13 protein-coding genes and 1 pseudogene are annotated in these 19,513 nt (G+C 45.4%); 11 read left to right on the forward strand and 3 right to left on the reverse strand.

Translation table 11 applies throughout. The annotated features are described in order from the left end of the window. Positions 1–26: 26 nt before the first annotated feature. From rbsK to DXD65_RS09825, 10 genes and pseudogenes are all read left to right on the forward strand, one after another. Positions 27–962 (forward strand): ribokinase, encoded by a 936-nt coding sequence (rbsK, locus tag DXD65_RS09780; RefSeq protein ID WP_005826121.1) that lies wholly within the window; start codon positions 27–29, stop codon positions 960–962. An 11-nt stretch (positions 963–973) separates the two neighbouring features. Then, positions 974–1,978, forward strand: a complete 1,005-nt coding sequence (locus tag DXD65_RS09785; protein WP_005826120.1) for a GRP family sugar transporter — start codon at positions 974–976, stop codon at positions 1,976–1,978. A 52-nt stretch (positions 1,979–2,030) separates the two neighbouring features. Next, on the forward strand, positions 2,031–4,985 hold the full coding sequence (locus tag DXD65_RS09790) for a SusC/RagA family TonB-linked outer membrane protein (protein WP_005826119.1): 2,955 nt from the start codon (positions 2,031–2,033) through the stop codon (positions 4,983–4,985). Between the two features lie 8 nt (positions 4,986–4,993). Continuing rightward, positions 4,994–6,565 (forward strand): RagB/SusD family nutrient uptake outer membrane protein, encoded by a 1,572-nt coding sequence (locus DXD65_RS09795; protein WP_005826118.1) that lies wholly within the window; start codon positions 4,994–4,996, stop codon positions 6,563–6,565. Positions 6,566–6,600: 35 nt separating this feature from the next. Beyond that, on the forward strand, positions 6,601–8,127 hold the full coding sequence (locus DXD65_RS09800; RefSeq protein ID WP_005826117.1) for an ADP-ribosylglycohydrolase family protein: 1,527 nt from the start codon (positions 6,601–6,603) through the stop codon (positions 8,125–8,127). A 241-nt stretch (positions 8,128–8,368) separates the two neighbouring features. After that, the gene (ruvB, locus tag DXD65_RS09805; RefSeq protein ID WP_034525480.1) at positions 8,369–9,406 is read left to right on the forward strand and encodes a Holliday junction branch migration DNA helicase RuvB; all 1,038 of its coding nucleotides are present in this window, start codon (positions 8,369–8,371) and stop codon (positions 9,404–9,406) included. Between the two features lie 112 nt (positions 9,407–9,518). Beyond that, on the forward strand, positions 9,519–10,961 hold the full coding sequence (locus DXD65_RS09810; RefSeq protein WP_117887608.1) for a lipopolysaccharide biosynthesis protein: 1,443 nt from the start codon (positions 9,519–9,521) through the stop codon (positions 10,959–10,961). A gap of 180 nt (positions 10,962–11,141) precedes the next feature. Then, positions 11,142–11,774, forward strand: a pseudogene (gene dinD / locus DXD65_RS09815) (DNA damage-inducible protein D); the annotation flags it as partial. A gap of 52 nt (positions 11,775–11,826) precedes the next feature. Beyond that, the gene (locus tag DXD65_RS09820; RefSeq protein WP_005826112.1) at positions 11,827–13,197 is read left to right on the forward strand and encodes a TIGR00341 family protein; all 1,371 of its coding nucleotides are present in this window, start codon (positions 11,827–11,829) and stop codon (positions 13,195–13,197) included. A gap of 16 nt (positions 13,198–13,213) precedes the next feature. Beyond that, positions 13,214–15,352 carry a S46 family peptidase gene (locus tag DXD65_RS09825; RefSeq protein WP_005833898.1) on the forward strand — a complete coding sequence of 713 codons (2,139 nt, stop codon included), beginning with the start codon at positions 13,214–13,216 and terminating at the stop codon, positions 15,350–15,352. Positions 15,353–15,390: 38 nt separating this feature from the next. On the opposite strand, the gene ahpF is transcribed toward DXD65_RS09825, so the two are convergent. From ahpF to DXD65_RS09840, 3 genes are all read right to left on the reverse strand, one after another. Then, on the reverse strand, positions 15,391–16,950 hold the full coding sequence (ahpF, locus tag DXD65_RS09830; RefSeq protein ID WP_008662129.1) for an alkyl hydroperoxide reductase subunit F: 1,560 nt from the start codon (positions 16,948–16,950) through the stop codon (positions 15,391–15,393). 213 nt (positions 16,951–17,163) lie between these two features. Continuing rightward, positions 17,164–17,730, reverse strand: a complete 567-nt coding sequence (ahpC, locus tag DXD65_RS09835) for an alkyl hydroperoxide reductase subunit C (RefSeq protein ID WP_005826106.1) — start codon at positions 17,728–17,730, stop codon at positions 17,164–17,166. Between the two features lie 195 nt (positions 17,731–17,925). Beyond that, positions 17,926–18,852, reverse strand: coding sequence for a hydrogen peroxide-inducible genes activator (locus tag DXD65_RS09840; RefSeq protein ID WP_005826104.1), 927 nt, complete (start codon positions 18,850–18,852; stop codon positions 17,926–17,928). Positions 18,853–18,992: 140 nt separating this feature from the next. On the opposite strand from DXD65_RS09840, the gene DXD65_RS09845 reads away from it, so the two are divergent. Beyond that, on the forward strand, positions 18,993–19,481 hold the full coding sequence (locus DXD65_RS09845) for a Dps family protein (RefSeq protein WP_005826103.1): 489 nt from the start codon (positions 18,993–18,995) through the stop codon (positions 19,479–19,481). Positions 19,482–19,513: the final 32 nt, after the last annotated feature.

Here is a 19,513-nt window from a genome sequence, read left to right on the forward strand (position 1 = left end):
GAGTTATATTTATAAATCTGATAAAAATGAAAATTGTAGTTATTGGAAGTTCAAACATAGATATGGTTGCACAAGTCAGCCATCTTCCTGCACCGGGCGAAACAGTCGGAGACGCTTGTTTCATGCAGTTACTGGGAGGAAAGGGGGCAAATCAAGCTGTTGCGGCAGCACGGCTCGGAGCTTCTGTCACGTTTATCACTTCTTTGGGAAATGATATGTATGCGGATATTCTGAAAAAACAGTTCGAGAAAGAAGGTATCATTACGGATTACATCGTGGATGATGAATGCCATCCTACGGGTACTGCCCTCATCTTTGTGGCTGATAGTGGCGAAAATTGTATTGCAGTAGCTCCTGGAGCTAATTATTCTTTACTGCCAGATGCGGTGATACGTTTCGAAAAAGTCATTGATGAGGCGGATATGATTGTGATGCAGGCTGAGATTCCTTATGAAACGGTGAAGAAAGTGGCTTTATTGGCTAATGAGAGAGGGAAGAAAGTTTTACTTAATCCTGCTCCTGCTTGCCCAATTGATAGGGAATTGATGAATTCCGTTGATTTGTTGGTAGTGAATGAAGTGGAAGCTTCCTTTATTTCCGATATGAGTTATACGGGAGATAATCTTGATGAGATAGCTACTGCATTAATGGAATCAGGAGCACGTAATGTTATTATTACGTTGGGTAGCTGTGGGGTATATATGAAGAATAAAAAAGAAACTGTCCGTATTTCTGGTTATAAAGTAAATGCTGTTGACACAACTGCTGCAGGTGATACCTTTTGTGGTGCCTTAGCCGTGGCTTGTTCGCAGAGAGGTTTGGATAGGGAAGCATTGGAATTTGCTAATGTTGCAGCTGCAATCGCAGTTACCCGGATGGGTGCTCAGCCATCTATTCCTACACTTGAAGAAGTCGGACGTTTCAGACTTGAGAGGGAAATATCTTTATCGTTTAATCTTTAATATTTTGTACTATGTTTATTGTCAGCAGTTATACGTTAGCCGTTCTTTTCTGCTTTGTCACAATGATTTGCTGGGGCTCTTGGGGAAATACCCAGAAATTGGCGGGAAAGAGTTGGCGTTATGAGCTCTATTATTGGGATTATACCATAGGCATTCTGCTGTTTGCACTTCTTTTGGTATTCAGCTTAGGGAGCTTCGGAAGTCAAGGAAGAAGTTTTCTTGAGGACATTCGTCAAGTCAGTACGGAAAATATGGTCAGTGCATTTGTAGGAGGTGTGATTTTCAATGCTTCTAATATTCTTTTATCCGCTTCAGTTTCCATGGCGGGAATGGCGGTAGCTTTTCCGTTGGGTGTTGGGCTGGCATTGGTCCTGGGAGTTTTTATCAATTACTTTAGTGCTCCGAAAGGTAATCCGCTATGGTTATTTGTGGGGGTTCTTCTTGTGGTGGTTGCCATTGTCTGTAATGGAATGGCTGCAGGTAAGAAGCAGAATAGTGGTACTATTGGGAGCAGGAAAGGGATTGTTTTAGCAACGATTGCCGGTGTATTGATGTCCTTCTTTTACCGTTTTGTTGCTTCTGCCATGGATTTGAATAATTTTATTTCTCCCACACCTGGGATGGCTACTCCTTATACAGCATTTTTCATCTTTGCTGTCGGAATCTTTTTCAGTAATTTTATATTCAATACTTTGGTGATGAAACATCCTTTTGTGGGAGTATCTGTTACTTATAAGGAATATTTTGCGGGAAAAATAGAAACACATTTGGTTGGTATCTTAGGTGGATGCATCTGGGGGCTGGGAACGGCTTTGAGCTATATTGCTGCTGAAAAGGCAGGTACTGCTATTTCATATGCACTAGGGCAGGGAGCTCCTATGATTGCTGCTTTATGGGGAGTGTTTATTTGGAAAGAGTTTGCAGGAAGTCCGCGCGGAACGAATAGACTTCTGGCAATAATGTTTGTCTTCTTTATTTTAGGGCTTTCACTTATTATATTTTCGGGAGGTAACTGATCTCTCCGATGATTTGAATATAAATTGGCTTTATTAACTTTATTAAAATAATATGAAACAGAAAAGTGTAAAATGGTGGCGGTATTTCTTTCTACTGTGTTTGATGGGAATATCAGTATGTATGTATGCTTCCGGAGGAAAAAGAACCTTAAACGGATTGGTGACAGATGTTGAGGGTGTACCTGTTATTGGTGCTAATATTCTTGTTAAAGGCCAGACTACTGGTGTGATTTCTGATGTTGAAGGTAAGTTCTCCATAACGGTTTCTTCTCCAAAAGATGTGTTGGTCATCTCATACATCGGTTATAATACCGTAGAAATGATTGTGGGCGAGAAAACAAGCATTAACGTCCAGTTGACCGAAAGTTCTAATCTTCTAAATGATGTGGTAGTTATTGGGTATGGCTCTATGAAGAAGGGGGAAATTACAAGTGCCATTACGAATGTGAAGTCTGAAGACTTTATTCAAGGAGTTGTAAAAGATGCTACCCAGTTGTTGCAAGGCAAGGTTGCTGGTTTGCAAATGGCAAGCCCATCGGGAGACCCGACAGCAGGAGTGGAAATCAATATTCGTGGTGTATCCACGATTTCTGCGTCATCAGCCCCTTTGATTGTTATTGACGGCATTCCCGGAGGAAGTCTGAATTCCATTGCTCCCGAGGATGTGGAAACCATTGATGTACTGAAGGATGGATCGGCTGCGGCTATTTATGGAACTAGAGGAACAAATGGTGTGATAATCATTACTACAAAAAAAGCAAAGCAAGGCAAAGCGTCTTTGGAATACCATGGATATGTAGCATTCGAGTCTATACAAAAGCAGACGGATGTACTGACAGCATCTGATTACAGAAGACTAGCACAGGACCCTTTGTTTAAGGATAATATCAGTGATGAAGGTGCTGATGTCAATTGGATTGATGCAATTACCCGTAATCCCGTAAATCATACTCATAATTTGTCTTTGCGTGGAGGAACTGAAAAGACAAACTATATTGCTTCGATAACCTATAGAAAGCAGGATGGTATCTTGTTGAATACAGGCAAGGAAGCTTTGACATTCAAGATTGGATTGAATCATTCGATGATGGATGACAAATTGAAAATACAGTTGAATGTCAACAATTCGACCATAAAGCAGGACGTTACTTGGTATAATGCTTATTTGCAGGCTTGCTTGATGAATCCGACGCGTCCGGTTTATAATGAAGACGGCTCCTATAAAGAATATGGAACTTCTTATAAGCCCTATAATCCGGTAGCTCTTCTGAATGAGGAAACAGACCAGGAAAAATGGAATCAACTTCTAGCGAGTGGGAAAATTACTTTTTCACCCATTGAAGGGTTGAATCTGAGTGCGATGGCGGCCATGCAGCGATATGACTCCATGAGGGACAAATGGAATACTTTCAACTATTTTACTACCACTATTGAAAATAAAAACGCTGAAGTAACCAAATGGGCAGCCGGCAGTATGGATCGGACTCTGGAACTGACAGCAGATTATTTTAAGACGATAGGAAAGCATGAGTTCTCGGGATTGGTGGGATATAGCTATCAAGATTTTGAAAGACAAGGCAGCCAGATGTATGCTATGGATTTCCCTACTGATATATTTGGCCCTTGGAATATTGGTACAGCCCAGTCTACAAAAGATGGTAAATCGACAATCAGTAGCTATAAAAATGGCAATAAGCTGATCTCTTTCTTTGGTAGACTTACCTATAACTATGATAACAAGTACATGCTGATGGGAAGTTTGAGACGTGAAGGGTCTTCAAAATTTGGCGTGAATCATAAATGGGGCTGGTTTCCTGCTATTTCAGCCGGTTGGAGAATTAGCGAAGAGAGCTTCATGAAAAATATCGGTTTCGTAGATGACTTGAAGTTGAGAGTTGGATTTGGTGTGACGGGAACAGAATTGTCAGATTCTTATCAGTCGCTGGTTTTATTGAACTATTCTGGTGTAGGCCAGATGAACGGGCAATGGACACAAGGAGTAGTACCGGCCTCTAATCCTAATCCAGATTTGAAATGGGAAACAAAATCGGAATGGAACTTAGGTATTGATTTTTCTCTTTTGAGTAGAAGATTGAATGGTACAATTGATCTTTATCAGCGGACAACTTCAGATTTATTGTCTGAATATCAAGTTCCTGTGCCACCTAACTTCATTAGTACGATGTGGGCTAATGTAGGCAAGATAAGAAATAGGGGAATTGAAGTAGCATTGGATGGAGAGGTTATCCGGACAAAGGATTTTACTTGGAGACTGGGAGGTAATTTCTCTTATAATGTCAACAAACTTTTATCTCTTTCCAATGACAAGTATCAAAGAGATTATTGGTATACGGGGTGGACTAGTTCAGGTATTCAGCAGACGACGCATATTGTAAAGGAGGGTGAACCGATAGGAAATTTTTACGGTTGGAAAGCAGTAGGACTTACCGATGATGGATTATGGTTGGTGGAAGGTGCTGATGGTAATCCTAAATTGGCCAGTGAAGCCGGACAGGAAGACAAACAAGTGATCGGTAATGGTTTGCCAAGTATGTATGCAGGTTTGAACACAACACTTTTATATAAAAAGTTTGATTTGGGAATATCTTTGAGAGGAGCTTTCGGCTTTGAAGTATTGAATGAGTATAGAATGCATTGGGAAACGATGAAGCGTATTAGTGAAGGTAATTTGCCGAAATCTGTATTGAAAAAACCTTTCGGGAGCCAGTCTTATGTTTTTGATTCTCATATGTACCATAGCTATTATGTTGAGAAGGGAGACTATGTGAAGTTAGACAATGTTACATTGGGTTATACTCTTAATCTGAATAATAAATATTTGAGAAGTGTGCGGTTATATGTGACGGGACATAATCTGCTTACTATCACTGGTTATGATGGACTGGATCCTGAAGTCAGTATTAAGGGTTTAGATCCTGGAGTTGAGCGTAAGGAGCTGTATCCTACAGTCCGTTCGTATACGGTCGGTGCTATTGTTAAATTTTAAAATGAAGAATGATGAAAAAATATAGTTTATATATATTGTTCCTGATGGGGTTGGGGGCAATGGCTGGTTCTTGCACAAATCTTGATGAGAAAATCTATGATAGGTTGGTAGACAACAACTTCTATAAAAATGAAAAAGATATCATTGCTGCCATTACACCGGTATATACGGATTATAGAGGACTTCTGGAATGGCGTAAGTGGTGGGACTTTGAAGAAACGACTGATGTGGCCGTAACACCGCGAGCAGCTTGGTTTGACGGAGGAATCTATATACGTCTGCATAAGCATACATGGAAACCGGAAGATCCCCATTTCTCAGATCTTTGGGGACAGGCCTACGGAGGAATCAGTAATTGTAATCGGGTAATTTATCAGCTTGACAATTTGGATTTCGAAGTTACTGGTAAGGAAAGTGTAATAGCTGAGTTGGAGGTAGCCCGTGCTTATTGGTATTACATACTATGTGAGGCTTTCGGTAATGTACCTATTGTAGACCGGTTTGATGTTCCGGAAGGTTTCTTGCCGGAAACCAGTAGCCGCGAAGAGGTGTTTGCATTTATAGAGAATAGTATAAAAAATAATGTTGATAAGCTGAGTGACGATACAAAGACTTACTATGGCAGATTCAATAAATGGAATGCCAAGATGTTACTGGCACGTCTTTATTTGAATGCAGAGTCATGGATAGGGAAGAATATGTATACGGAATGCATGGCACTTTGTACAGAAATAATGAACTCCAATAAATATGCCTTGGAGAATGATTATAGTGCACCTTTCTATGCCCAGAATGAAGGCTCCCAAGAGATTATATTTGCTTATCCGGCAGATGAGGTGAAGACTGGAAGTACCATTTACATGGCTTTGCAGAAAACTCTTCATCCTTCAAATGTAAAAACCTTTAATTTGCAGACATGGTTGGATAATGGGGTGTGTGCTGTTCCTACTTTTATAGATACTTATGAGGAAGGCGATAAGCGTTTACCGAAAACCTGGAGAATGGGGCAGCAGTATGGCAGTGACGGGTCTATCTTATATTGCACTGGACTTGTTCCTGGTTGGGAAGGAAAACCCTTGATTTATACAAAGGAAGTCAGCAATCTTGAAAATGGAGGAGAGGCTGAAGGTTACCGTTGCGGTAAGTATGAAATTAAAATGGGAACCTCGCGTGCGTTGGATAATGATTGGGTGGCTATGCGTTATGCAGAGGTTTACTTGATGAAAGCTGAGTGTATTTTACGTACAAATGGCAATGCGGAAGAAGCGGCACAGTTAGTCAATGAAGTACGGAAACGTGCTTTTGACGGTGACAACAAACTCTCTGGAGCTGATTTGTTGAAAACAACTAATGTAAATGGTGTTCCTGTACGTTTTGGAATTTTATTGGATGAATGGGGCCGGGAATTTGCTTTGGAAGGTTTGAGGCGTAGCCAATTGATACGTTTTGATAATAATTATACAAAAGGAGAATGGACTTTTCACGAACCTTCTAAAGAAACTTATTTAAACTTATTTCCTATTCCTTTGTCAGAGATACAAGCTAATAATAAATTGGAACAAAATGAGGGGTATAAATAGGGTGGTATATTGAAATATAAATTAAAAAATTAATTATGAAAGAACTTAGAATCTTTGGAATATGTATATGCGTGCTGCTGGGGACTGTAATGGGTAATGCAGCTTCAAAATTGCCTTCATCAGTGACGATGAGTAAGGTTCAATTAGAGAATAAGATAAAGGGAGGTTGGGCCGGCCAGACTATCGGGGTTAGCTTCGGTAGTTATACGGAATTTAGGTATCAAGGAACTTTTATTCAGGATTATCAGACGATTCCTTGGGGGGAAGGTTATGTGCAAAGATTGATGGATTCCTGGCCTGATTTATATGATGACATTTACATGGACCTCACTTTTGTAGATGTATTGGAGAAAAAAGGGCTGGATGCTTCGGTGAAAGATTTTGCTGTAGCTTTTGCTACGGCAGACTATAATTTATGGCATGCCAATCAGGCTGCGAGGTATAATATAGCTCATGGAGTGGACAATCCTGGACATTGGCTGAATAACCCACATGCCGATGACATTGATTATCAGATTGAAGCAGATTTTGCCGGACTGATGAATCCGGGTATGCCTAATTCAGCTTCTCAAATCAGTGATAAGGTGGGGCATCTTATGTGTTATGGAGATGGCTGGTATGGTGGTGTTTATGTCGGTGCCATGTATAGTCTTGCTTTTGTGTCTGATGATATCCAGTTTATTGTTACTGAGGCTTTAAAGACGATTCCGGAGGAAAGTGGTTTCTATAAATGTATTGCAGATGTGATAGAGTGGTATAAAATGTATCCTGATGATTGGAAACGTACTTGGTTCGAAATTCAGAAACATCATGCGGAAGAGATCGGTTGTCCGGATGGAGTATTTCATCCATTAGATATTGATGCTAAAATTAATGCCGCTTACATCGTTTTAGGATTATTGTATGGCAATGGTGATTTCACTAAGACAATGGAAATATCAACGCGGGCAGGTCAGGATTCAGATTGTAATCCGTCTTCTGCAGGAGGGATATTAGGCACAATGATAGGCTATGATGCTATCCCTGAATATTGGATGAAAGGTTTGAGAGGGGCGGAAGGCAAGAATTTCAAGTATACGTTACTCTGTTTGGATCAGATTTACACTATCAGCAATAAACATGCTTTGGAGATGATTCGCAGGAATGGAGGAAAAGTGGAAAAGGAGAATGTGACAATTGCCGTACAGAGGCCCGAGACTGTACGTTTGGAGCAGAGTTTTACAGATATGTATCCCACGGCTAAGGTTGAATTGTCTAAACACGATATAGATATACTGACTTTTGAATTTGAGGGTACGGGATTTGTACTCCGTGGGGAGGCTATTCGTAGGGACATGAATCGGCCGGATGCAGTACTGAAAGTTAATCTGTATCTTGATGGGGAGTTGGTCGAGAAGGCTGCTGCATTTCCGACTTACTTCCATGATCGGCGGTTAGATATATTTTGGAAATATCAGCTGCCTGAGGGTAAACATCAAGTAAAGGTAGAAGTCATAAAAGATGGTGCTAATGCTTTGTTGAAGTCTTGGGATTATATCGTTTATTCGAAAGGCAAGAAATGATTGTGAAATACTATGCTGATTAGGAACCATATCAAAAACAATAAATAGGTATTAATATGTAACATAGTATTGCATAGGGTAAGGTAAGCAAGATTAGCTTATGGATGATTTTAAGAACTGTATGAATGAGTTTTCTTTCATGCAGTTTTTTTTGGGTAGGAGAGATAGCCATGAAAAAACTAACTTCTATCGCTTATCTCAAAATAAATTAGTTATTTTGCAGAAAACAAAGGAATCTGGAATGGAACAAGAAGATTTTGATATACGCAACCAGCAGCCCGTCACCAGCCGAGAACGTGATTTCGAGAACGCTCTCCGTCCGTTGAATTTTGAGGATTTCAGCGGGCAGGACAAGGTGGTGGACAATCTGCGCATATTTGTGAAAGCTGCCCGCCTGCGTGGCGAGGCGCTGGACCATGTGTTGCTTCACGGCCCTCCCGGATTGGGAAAAACAACACTCAGCAATATCATAGCCAACGAACTGGGCGTAGGTTTCAAGATAACTTCCGGTCCGGTACTTGACAAGCCGGGGGATTTGGCGGGAGTGCTTACCAGCCTGGAGCCCAATGATGTACTTTTCATCGACGAAATACACCGGTTGAGCCCCGTAGTGGAGGAATATCTGTACTCAGCCATGGAGGACTACCGCATAGACATCATGATAGACAAAGGCCCTTCTGCCCGAAGCATACAGATTGATTTGAATCCTTTCACGCTGGTGGGAGCTACCACGCGTAGCGGTCTGTTGACAGCTCCGTTGCGTGCCCGTTTCGGTATCAACCTGCATCTGGAATATTACGATGATGATGTGTTGAGCGGCATTATCCGTCGTTCGTCCGGCATCCTCGATGTGCCTTGCTCCGTAAGGGCTGCCGCCGAGATTGCGAGCCGCAGCCGTGGCACACCGCGTATTGCCAATGCATTGCTGCGGCGTGTACGCGATTTTGCCCAAGTGAAAGGTTCGGGGAGCATTGACACGGAAATCGCACAGTTTGCCCTTGAGGCTCTGAATATCGACAAGTATGGTCTGGACGAGATAGACAATAAGATACTCTGTACCATCATCGACAAGTTCAAAGGCGGTCCGGTGGGATTGACTACCATCGCCACTGCTTTGGGCGAAGATGCAGGTACGATAGAGGAAGTCTATGAACCGTTCCTGATAAAAGAAGGTTTCCTGAAACGCACTCCCCGTGGGCGTGAAGTGACGGAGCTTGCCTACAAGCATCTGGGGCGAAGCCTCTATAGTAGCCAGCGTACCTTGTTTGGCGACGAGTGATTCATTTTAAGAAAACGAATACAGAGATGCGGAGACATAAAGTCTCTCTTTCCTCTTATCCTAGAAAACTTTGTGCCTCCGTGCCTTTGTGTTCATAACAACCATTAAAGAAGTGGCCGGATTAAAATCATTGGCAAAAGAAACTGCCATTTATGGGTTGAGCAGCATTGTGGGGCGTTTCCTCAATTACCTGCTGGTGCCCGTATATACCATGGCGATGTCCGCACAAAGCGGAGGCTATGGCGTAGTGACGAATGTATATGCGTGGGTGGCGCTCATGCTGGTGTTGTTGACGTGCGGCATGGAGACCGGTTTCTTCCGCTTTGCCAATAAAGGAGAGGACGACCCGATGCGGGTGTACTCCACGACATTGCTCAGTGTGAGTGTGGGGGCGCTTACCTTTCTTGCATTGGGATTGCTGTTCCTCAACCCCATTGCCGGATGGCTGGAGTATGGTGACCATCCCTGGTACGTGGGCATGATGATGATTGTGGTGGCGATGGATGCTATTCAAAGCATTCCTTTCGCTTATTTGCGCTACAAGAAGCGTCCCATTAAGTTTGCGGCACTCAAACTGCTGTTCATCTTCCTGAACATTGCACTGAATCTGCTCTATTATGTGGGAATGAAAGGGGATGACGTGGGTTATGCCTTCCTTTTCAATCTGATATGCACCTCTACCATCATGCTTTGCATGATTCCGGAGTTGCGTGGGTTTGCCTACGTGCTGGACAGAAAACTGCTGAAGCGGATGCTTGCTTATTGTCTGCCGTTGCTGGTACTCGGCTTGGCAGGTATCCTGAATCAGGTGGCGGATAAGATTATTTTTCCTTTTGTCTATCCGGATGAGGCGGAAGCTTCCGTACAGTTGGGCATTTATGGGGCTGCCAGCAAGATTGCCATGGTGATGGCGATGCTTACACAAGCCTTCCGCTATGCATACGAGCCTTTTGTCTTCGGGAAGAGCCGGGACAAGGACAACAAGCAGATGTATGCGCAAGCCATGAAGTTCTTCATCATCTTCACACTGCTGGCATTCCTCGCTGTCATGTTCTATCTGGACATCCTGCGCCATATTATCGGTCGCGACTACTGGCCGGGATTGCGGGTAGTGCCTATCGTGATGGCTGCCGAAATCTTTATGGGTATCTATTTCAATCTTTCCTTCTGGTACAAGCTGATTGACGAAACGCGTTGGGGAGCTTATTTCTCCTTGATAGGTTGCACGGTGCTGGTAGTGATGAACATACTTCTGATTCCCCGATACAGTTATATGGCTTGTGCCTGGGCAGGATTCTGTGGCTATGGCATCGCCATGCTTCTGTCCTATTTCGTAGGGCAGAAGAAGTATCCCATTCAGTATGACCTGAGGGCTATCGGTAGTTATGTGCTGCTTGCGGCAGTACTCTATCTGGCTGCCGAATATGTCCCGATAGAAAATATTTACCTGCGTATGGCGTACCGTACCGTTTTGTTGCTGCTCTTTGTGGCCTATATCGTGAAGTGCGACTTGCCGTTGAGGCAGATTCCGTTCATTGGTAGGCTGGTGAAGTGAGGTTAGAGAAGTTAGATTGATAAACATTGCGTATTTAACAGTTTTGTCAAGAAAAGCATTACTTTTGTACTGTTATTAAAACTGAAGTGACACAATGGACAGAAAAATCAATCGCATAAAGATTGTTTTGAAATCAAGGATTGTGCAGAAGAGCAAACAATAAATTCAGAATCAAGTATGATTAAATCAGAAGCAATTCAGAATCTCCTCGCAAGATTCGAATCCATTGCGTGTGAATACGAAGGCGTGGAGTGCTGGAGTGCTCGCGAATTATATCCCATTCTGGGCTATGCCAAATGGCAAACGTTTGAGAATGTTTTAGGAAAAGCTAAGGAGGCTTGCCAAAACGCTAGTGTAGAGACGAGTAATCATTTTACCGGCATCAGTAAAACGATACTTATGCCTAAAGGTGCATCAAAGGACATTGAAGACTTTATGCTCACTCGCTATGCCTGCTACCTCGTGGCACAAAATGGTGACCCTCGTAAGTCGGAGATTGCTTTTGCCCAAAATTACTTTGCTGTACAAACACGTGTGGCAGAGGTAATAGAGCAACGACTTCTTGACTACGACCGTGTCCAGGCTCGCCATAAGTTGGCAGAGACAGAGAAACGCCTCTTTGGTGTTCTTTACGAGCGTGGTGTGGATGACAAGGGGTTCGGAATCATACGTAGTAAGGGCGACCAAGCTCTTTTTCGCATGAACACTGCTATGCTTAAACGTAAACTTGGAGCACCGGAAAAACGTGCTTTGGCAGATTTCTTGCCAACTCTTGGCATTAAGGCAAAGGACTTTGCTGCCGAGATGACCAGCAGTGTTTTACGAGGCGTTTCATTGAGAGAAAATTGAAAACTGATAATTGATAATGGAAGAAAAGACGACCGACAACAGAAATACCTTCGCTATCAAGACTTTTCTGAAAGACTATCTTGATTTGCGCAAAGACAAGGACAATGAACTGGAAACTGTAGATTCCATCCGTAAGGGAGTGGAATTCAAAGGAGCCAATCTTTGGATTCTGATATTCGCCATATTCATGGCCTCGTTGGGATTGAATGTAAACTCCACAGCCGTGATTATCGGTGCCATGCTCATCTCGCCGCTGATGGGGCCTATCATGGGCGTGGGGCTTTCTGTGGGGTTGAATGATTTTGAATTGATGAAGCGGTCTTTGAAGAGCTTCTTGATAACTACCTTGTTCAGTGTGACCACTGCTACCATTTTCTTTCTGGTGAGTCCCGTTGCCGAAGGGCAGTCGGAATTGCTGGCACGTACGTCACCCACCATTTATGACGTATTCATCGCCTTGATGGGCGGCTTGGCAGGTGTGACGGCGCTCTCTACCAAAGAGAAAGGAAATGTGATTCCGGGTGTTGCCATTGCCACGGCTTTGATGCCGCCTCTCTGTACGGCAGGCTACGGGCTGGCAACGGGTAACTTGATTTATTTCCTCGGTGCATTCTATCTTTATTTCATCAATTCCGTGTTTATCAGTCTTGCCACTTTCCTGGGCGTGCGCGTGATGCACTTCCAGCGCAAGGAGTTTGTGGATAAGAACCGGGAGAAGAAAGTACGTAAATATATCGTCCTGATTGCTATCCTGACCATGTGTCCCGCTGTCTATCTGACGGTAGGTATCGTCCAGGATACCTTCTTTGAGAGTGCTGCCAACCGTTTTGTCAACGAGCAGCTCTCCTTTGAGAATACGCAGGTGCTGGACAAGAAAATCCATCACGAGGGCAAGGGCCACGAAATACGTGTCGTGCTGATTGGGCAGGAGGTGCCCGAAGCTTCCATCGCCATTGCCCGCAGCAAGATGAAAGACTATAAGCTGGACAATACCAAGCTGATAGTCCTCCAAGGTATGAACAATGAAGCGGTGGATATTTCTTCCATCCGTGCCATGGTGATGGAAGACTTCTACAAGAACAGTGAGCAGCGTCTGGTGGAACAGAAACAGAAGATTGCCACACTGGAGCAGAATTTGGAAAGATACAAAACCTTCGATGAATTGGGCAAGAAGATTATCCCAGAACTGAAAGTGCTCTACCCGTCGGTAAAGACCGTATCAATATCTCATGCGATTGAACTGGCGGTAGATTCTGTACGGGTGGATACTGTGACCCTTGCCGTCTTGAAATTCGGCAAGCATCCGGGTGCGCACGAGAAGGAAAAGATTGCGGAGTGGCTCAAGGCGCGTACGGGTGCCAAGCAATTGAGGCTGATTACTGAATAATACAAGAATTGACGGAATGAAAATAAGATTTATACTGATAGCTGTCTGCTTCCTTTTTTCTCTGCCGGGACAAGCGGATGAAGGGATGTGGATGCTGGGAAATCTGAACAAGCAGACACGCCAGACCATGAAAGAGTTGGGCTTGCAGATGTCTGTCAACAAGCTATACAATACGAAACGCCCGTCGCTGAAGGATGCGGTAGTCAGCTTCGGAGGCTTTTGTTCCGGAGTGGTGGTGTCCGGGGACGGGCTGGTGTTTACCAATCATCACTGCGGCTTCAGCAGCATACAGCAACACTCGTCTGTGGAGCACGACTATCTGAAAGACGGCTTTGTGGCACGTAATCTTAGTGAAGAACTGCCTAATCCGGAACTTTACGTCCGCTTCCTCTTGCACCAGCAAGACGTGACCCGTCGGGTACTTGGAGCAGTAAAACCGGATATGAACGAATCTGAGCGTACAAGTGTAGTAGATTCGGTGATGCTGGTCATTGGCGAAGAGGTTTCTCGTAAAGACTCCACGCTGATAGGCATTGTGGATGCTTACTATGGAGGCAATGAATTCTGGCTTTCCGTTTATCGCGACTACAATGATGTGCGTCTGGTATTTGCACCCCCTTCTTCAGTGGGCAAGTTCGGCTGGGACACTGACAACTGGGTATGGCCACGCCATACGGGCGACTTCGCCGTATTCCGTATCTATGCCGGCAAAGACAACCGTCCTGCCGACTACTCTCCCGACAATGTTCCCTACCATCCCGAATACGTGGCTCCGATATCCCTGGACGGCTATCGTGAGGGTTCCTTCTGTATGACGATGGGCTATCCGGGCAGTACGGAACGCTATCTTTCCTCTTTTGGCATCGAAGAGATGATGACCACCACCAACCAGGCTCAGATAGATGTCCGTGGTGTGAAGCAGGCCATCTGGAAGCGTGAAATGGATAGCCGTGACAGCATCCGCATCAAGTACGCTTCCAAATACGACGAAAGTTCCAATTATTGGAAGAACAGCATAGGAGTGAACCGCACCATCAAGAAACTGCATGTGCTGGACAAGAAGCGTGCCATGGAGACCGAACTCCGTCGCTGGATACAGCAGACACCGGAGGAGCGGGAACATCTGCTGCATCTTTTTTCCGACCTGGAGTTGAACTACAAGAGCCGCCGTGATGCTTATCGTGCCAGAGCTTACTTTGCCGAATCTTTCCTGAACGGTCCGGAACTGGTGCAGCTTGCTTTGTCCATCCTCAACTTCGACTTTGAGGGGGAAGAGAAAACGGTGGTTGCCAATCTGAAAGCTATCGTTGAGAAATATGCCAATCTGGACTTGGGCATTGACAAGGAAGTGTTTACAGCACTGTTGAAAGAATACCGCTCCCAAGTGGATTCCACCTATCTGCCCGAGCTCTACCAGACGATTGCGACAGAATACGGAGGTAACGAGCGTACCTATGTGGATAGTCTTTATGCCCGCTCGGAGCTGACCACCCCCCGTGGATTGAAGCGTTTTCTGGAGCAGGACACCACCTATCAGATATATAATGACCCTGCCATCAACTTGGGCATCGACCTCATCACGAAGCTATTCGAGATGAATATGCAGGTACAGCAGGCTTCCGGTGAAATCGAGCGGAATGAACGTTTGTTCAACTCTGCCGTGCGACGTATGTACGCATCCCGTAACTTCTATCCCGACGCCAACTCCACCATGCGTTTGAGTTTTGGCACTGTCTGCGGTTATGCCCCCTTCGACGGAGCGGAATATGATTATTATACCACCGCGAAAGGTATTCTGGAGAAAGTCAGAGCCCATGCAGGCGATGTGGATTTTGAAGTGCAGCCTGAGTTGCTATCCCTTCTTTCCTCCGGTGATTTCGGTAGATATGCCGATGAGAAGGGAGAAATGAATGTCTGCTTTATCTCCAATAATGACATTACGGGAGGCAATTCCGGCAGTGCCATGTTCAATGCCAAAGGAGAACTTCTGGGGCTTGCCTTCGATGGGAACTGGGAAGCCATGAGCAGCGACATCCTTTATGAGCCGAAGATGCAGCGTACCATCGGGGTAGATGTACGCTACATACTGTTTATGATTGAGAAGTATGGGAAGGCAGGAAATCTGATTCAGGAACTGAAGCTTGCCAATCCTTAACGTGTGCCCCCTGCCTATACTTTTATGGGTGATATTTTCTAAATCACTCCACGGATACGGTCATCGAATGCCGAGAGTGCTGCCTTTGCCCCTTCGCCCATGGCAATGACTATCTGCTTGTAGGGAACATTCGATACATCCCCTGCCGCATATACCCCCGGAAGTGTGGTACGGCAGAAAGCGTCAATCTTAATCTCCCCGGTCGGAGTCGTTTCCAGCTTGTTGCGGAAAGGAGCGCTGTTGGCTGCCAAACCGATTTGCACGAAGATGCCGTCTAACGGGAAGTCGCGTTCCTCGCCGGTAAGGCGGTCCTTGATGCGGATAGAAGTTACTTTTTCCCCGTTTCCATCAACTTTAATGGTCTGTGACGAGGTAAAGATTTCCACATTCGGCAGGCTCCGGGCTTTCTCTTGCAGCACTTGGTCGGCTTTCAGTGTATCGGCAAATTCGAATACCGTTACCTTCCGGCAGATGCCTGCCAGGTCGATGGCAGCTTCAATCCCCGAGTTACCTCCACCGATAACCGCCACATGCTTGCCTTGATAGAACGGACCGTCGCAATGCGGACAAAATGCCACGCCGCGTCCTATGTATTCCGCTTCGCCCTCCACATTCAGTTTGCGCCAGCTTGCCCCTGTGGCAATGATTACCGCCGATGCATGGAACATCTCGCCGCCTACGGTGGAGACACTTTTCTCCGTTCCCTGCAACTTTACTTTCTCTATCTTACGCTCCTCGAAAATCTCTATCGGATAGTGCTCTATATGTGTGCGGAGTGCGTTGGCAAGTTCTGCACCAGTAGTCTGCGGCACGGAGATAAGGTTTTCTATGCCTACCGTCTCTTTTACCTGTCCGCCTATGCGCTCGGCAACAATCGCCACCCGTAGGCCCTTGCGTGCAGAGTAGATGGCTGCGGAAGCTCCGGCTGGTCCACCGCCCAATACCAGCACGTCGAAATCTCTCTCTATCGGTGCTTCGTCCTCTTGCGGAGCACTGCCGAAGGCTTCTTCCAGCTTCTGCAAAAGCTCTCCTAAAGAACCGCGACCTACGTGAAGCAGCTTGCCATTAGCGTAGACTGACGGCACGGCTTGTATCTTCAGCGCATCCACTTCCTCTTGATTAAGCGCCCCGTCCACCATCTCGTGGGTGACGTGCGGATTCAGCAATGCGATGATGTTCAGTGCCTGCACCACATCCGGACAGTTGGTGCAAGTAAGCGATACATACGTTTGCAGGCTGATGTCGCCTTGCAACGCCCGGATGCGGCGACGAATTGCTTCGTCCGGCAGATTTTTCCCCTTTCCATCGGCATTCAGCACGGCAAGCAGGAGGGAAGTGAACTCGTGTCCGCCGGGGATGCCGCGGAACTTGATGCCGGTTTCCACATCGTCTTTCAGCAATGTGAACTCCAACACGGGGTTCTCTATCTCACTCATCCGGCAGGAGAGCTTGTCGGAACAGCTTGCCACATCCTTCAAGAATCCGATAAGCTCTTGTGCCTGCTCGTGACCCGGATGATAGGTGATGTGAAAGACGTAGCGGGCTTCCAAATGCTGGAATACGCTCCGCACCTGGTCTAATATAGTTGTTTCTAACATGATTAATAGGGTGTTTGGGGTGAGAAAATAGTCTTTTAATATGTTTGATATAGAGTAGTTGCAGAACTTGTGAGGAAGTACTCCAATACTCCTTCGAAAGTACTGCGGTACTCCTTTGAAAGTACTACAGTACTTCTGTACAAGTACTGCGGACGTCTTAAAGGAAAGCGGACGTCTTTCTATGGTGAAAGCGCCCGCTCCTCCTATTACTTATCAAATCTTTCCTACAAGGTCGATGCTCGGCTTCAAAGTTTCCGCTCCTTTCTTCCACTTGGCAGGGCAGACTTCTCCATCGTGTGTGGCAACAAACTGTGCAGCTTCTACCTTGCGCAGCAGCTCGTCGGCATTGCGTCCGATGTTGTTGTCCTGTATCTCGGCAATCTTGATTTTACCCTCGGGATTTACGAGGAATGTGCCGCGATATGCCATGCCTTCCTCTTCAATCATCACGCCGAATGCGCGGCTCAGTACGCCTGTGGGGTCGGCAAGCATGGGGTACTTAATCTTGCGGATGCTTTCGGAAGCATCGTGCCATGCCTTGTGCACAAAGTGCGAGTCTGTGCTTACAGAATATACTTCTACGCCCATTGCTTGGAATTGGTCATATTTCTCTGCGATGTCTACCAGCTCGGTAGGGCATACGAAGGTAAAGTCTGCCGGATAGAAGAAGAAAATGGCCCATTTACCTTTTACGTCTTCGTGGGATACTGTTTTGAAACTTCCGTTTTGGAAAGCCTGAACCTTGAATTCAGGGAGTTGTGAGTTGATGATCGGTTCCATAATTTTTCTCTTTTAATAGGTTTAGTTTTTTGTTTTACCAATGCGAAGATTGTGCAGACAGAATGTAGAAGCCAGTTTGCTTGATGATGCTGAGGTGCAACCGACCTTCGCTTTTTCTGTTTGCAAAAATATAGCATTTTTCCCCGATAGAACAAAAAATCCGATTGAAAGATTTTATGGAGCGATAGATGAAATCTATACGACTGCTTGGGTTGCTTTCAGTGAGAGCATTTCCTTGGGTACGGAAAGTTTTATCTCCTTAACCAGCACTTCGAGCAGCGTGTGGCGGATAAAGTTCTTATTGGTCAGCAGCACGACCTGGCGGGTGGGGCAGGGGATGGCGAAGGAACGTACCAGCTCTTTCTGGGCATCGCCCAGTTGCAGAACGGCCAGTTCGGGGATGAAGGTCACGCCTTTGCCGCTTTCTACCATGCGCATAAAGGTCTCCATGCTGCCCAAGTGATAGGCAAGCTGGCTGGCACGTGCCGACTTCATCTGGCAGAAACGCACCAGCTGATCGCGGAAGCAATGGCCCTCGTCGAGCAGCCAAAGCTGTTCGCCGTTCAGGTCGGAAGTACGGATTACCTCGTTGTTGAAGAGGGCGTCTTCGCGCGACACGTAGGCAAAGAACTGTTCATAGAACAACGGCGTCTGCTGCAACTCTTCCATACCTGCCAGACTCGCTACGATACCTGCATCTATTTCTCCCGTCTGCAGGGCTTTCTTGATGTCGTTTGTTTTCATTTCGACTACCCGGATGTCGAGGTCGGGGTATTTCTTCATCAGCTGCGGAAAGAAACGGGGCAGGAGGTAAGGAGCTACGGTGGGAAGTATGCCCAGCTTGAAGGTGCCGGTCAGTGAGTGTTTTTCTTCTTCTATAATATTCTTTATACGGTTGGCTTGAACCAATATATTCTGTGCTTGTTCTATGATGTGGATACCGACGGGAGTGGGGCATACCGGCTGCTGGCTGCGGTCAAAAATCCGGGTGTCCAGTTCCTCTTCCAGTTTCTGAATCATGGCACTGAGGGTGGGCTGTGTCACGCGGCAATATTCGGCTGCTTTGGCAAAGTGGCGGAACTGGTTGACGGCAAGGATGTATTCCAATTGTTGTAAAGTCATGATGAACAAGGCATTTGAAGGTTATGTATAGAGTTCGTCTATGCAAAGATAGAAATTATCTGTTTGACAAGCCTTGATTTACCCCTTATCTTTGCAATACCCAAAAGAAAAATAGTATAAATATTTAAAACAATAGAATTATGAAAACTTTAGATTACTTGCATTTGAATGAAAAGAAAGTGGCTGGCGTAGCATCAGCATTGCACCAATTATTGGCCGACTTCCAGGTACATTACACCAATCTGCGCGGTATGCACTGGAACATCAAGGGACACGGCTTCTTTGTGCTGCACGAGAAGTTCGAGAGTATGTATGACGATACCGCCGAGAAGATTGACGAGATTGCAGAGCGCATCTTGATGCTGGGTGGCGTGCCCGAGAATAAGTTCAGTGAATACCTGAAGGTTGCCAACGTGAAGGAAGTGTCCGACATCTCTTGCGGCAGTGAGGCTGTGGACCATATCCTCGAGACTTACGGCTACCTGATTGGTGAAGAGAGAAAGGTAATTGAACTGGCAAATGAAGCTGGCGATGACGTGACGGCAGATTTGATGACCGGCTACCTGAAAGAGCAGGAGAAAATGGTTTGGATGCTCGTTGCATTCAGTACGAAAAGCTGCACGAAATAAAGGATAAAGAGTCGTGAAAAAGGATAGGGTGA

Origin of the sequence: Bacteroides sp. 4_1_36 (genome assembly GCF_003466325.1) — a bacterium.
Taxonomy (GTDB): Bacteria; Bacteroidota; Bacteroidia; order Bacteroidales; family Bacteroidaceae; genus Bacteroides; species Bacteroides uniformis.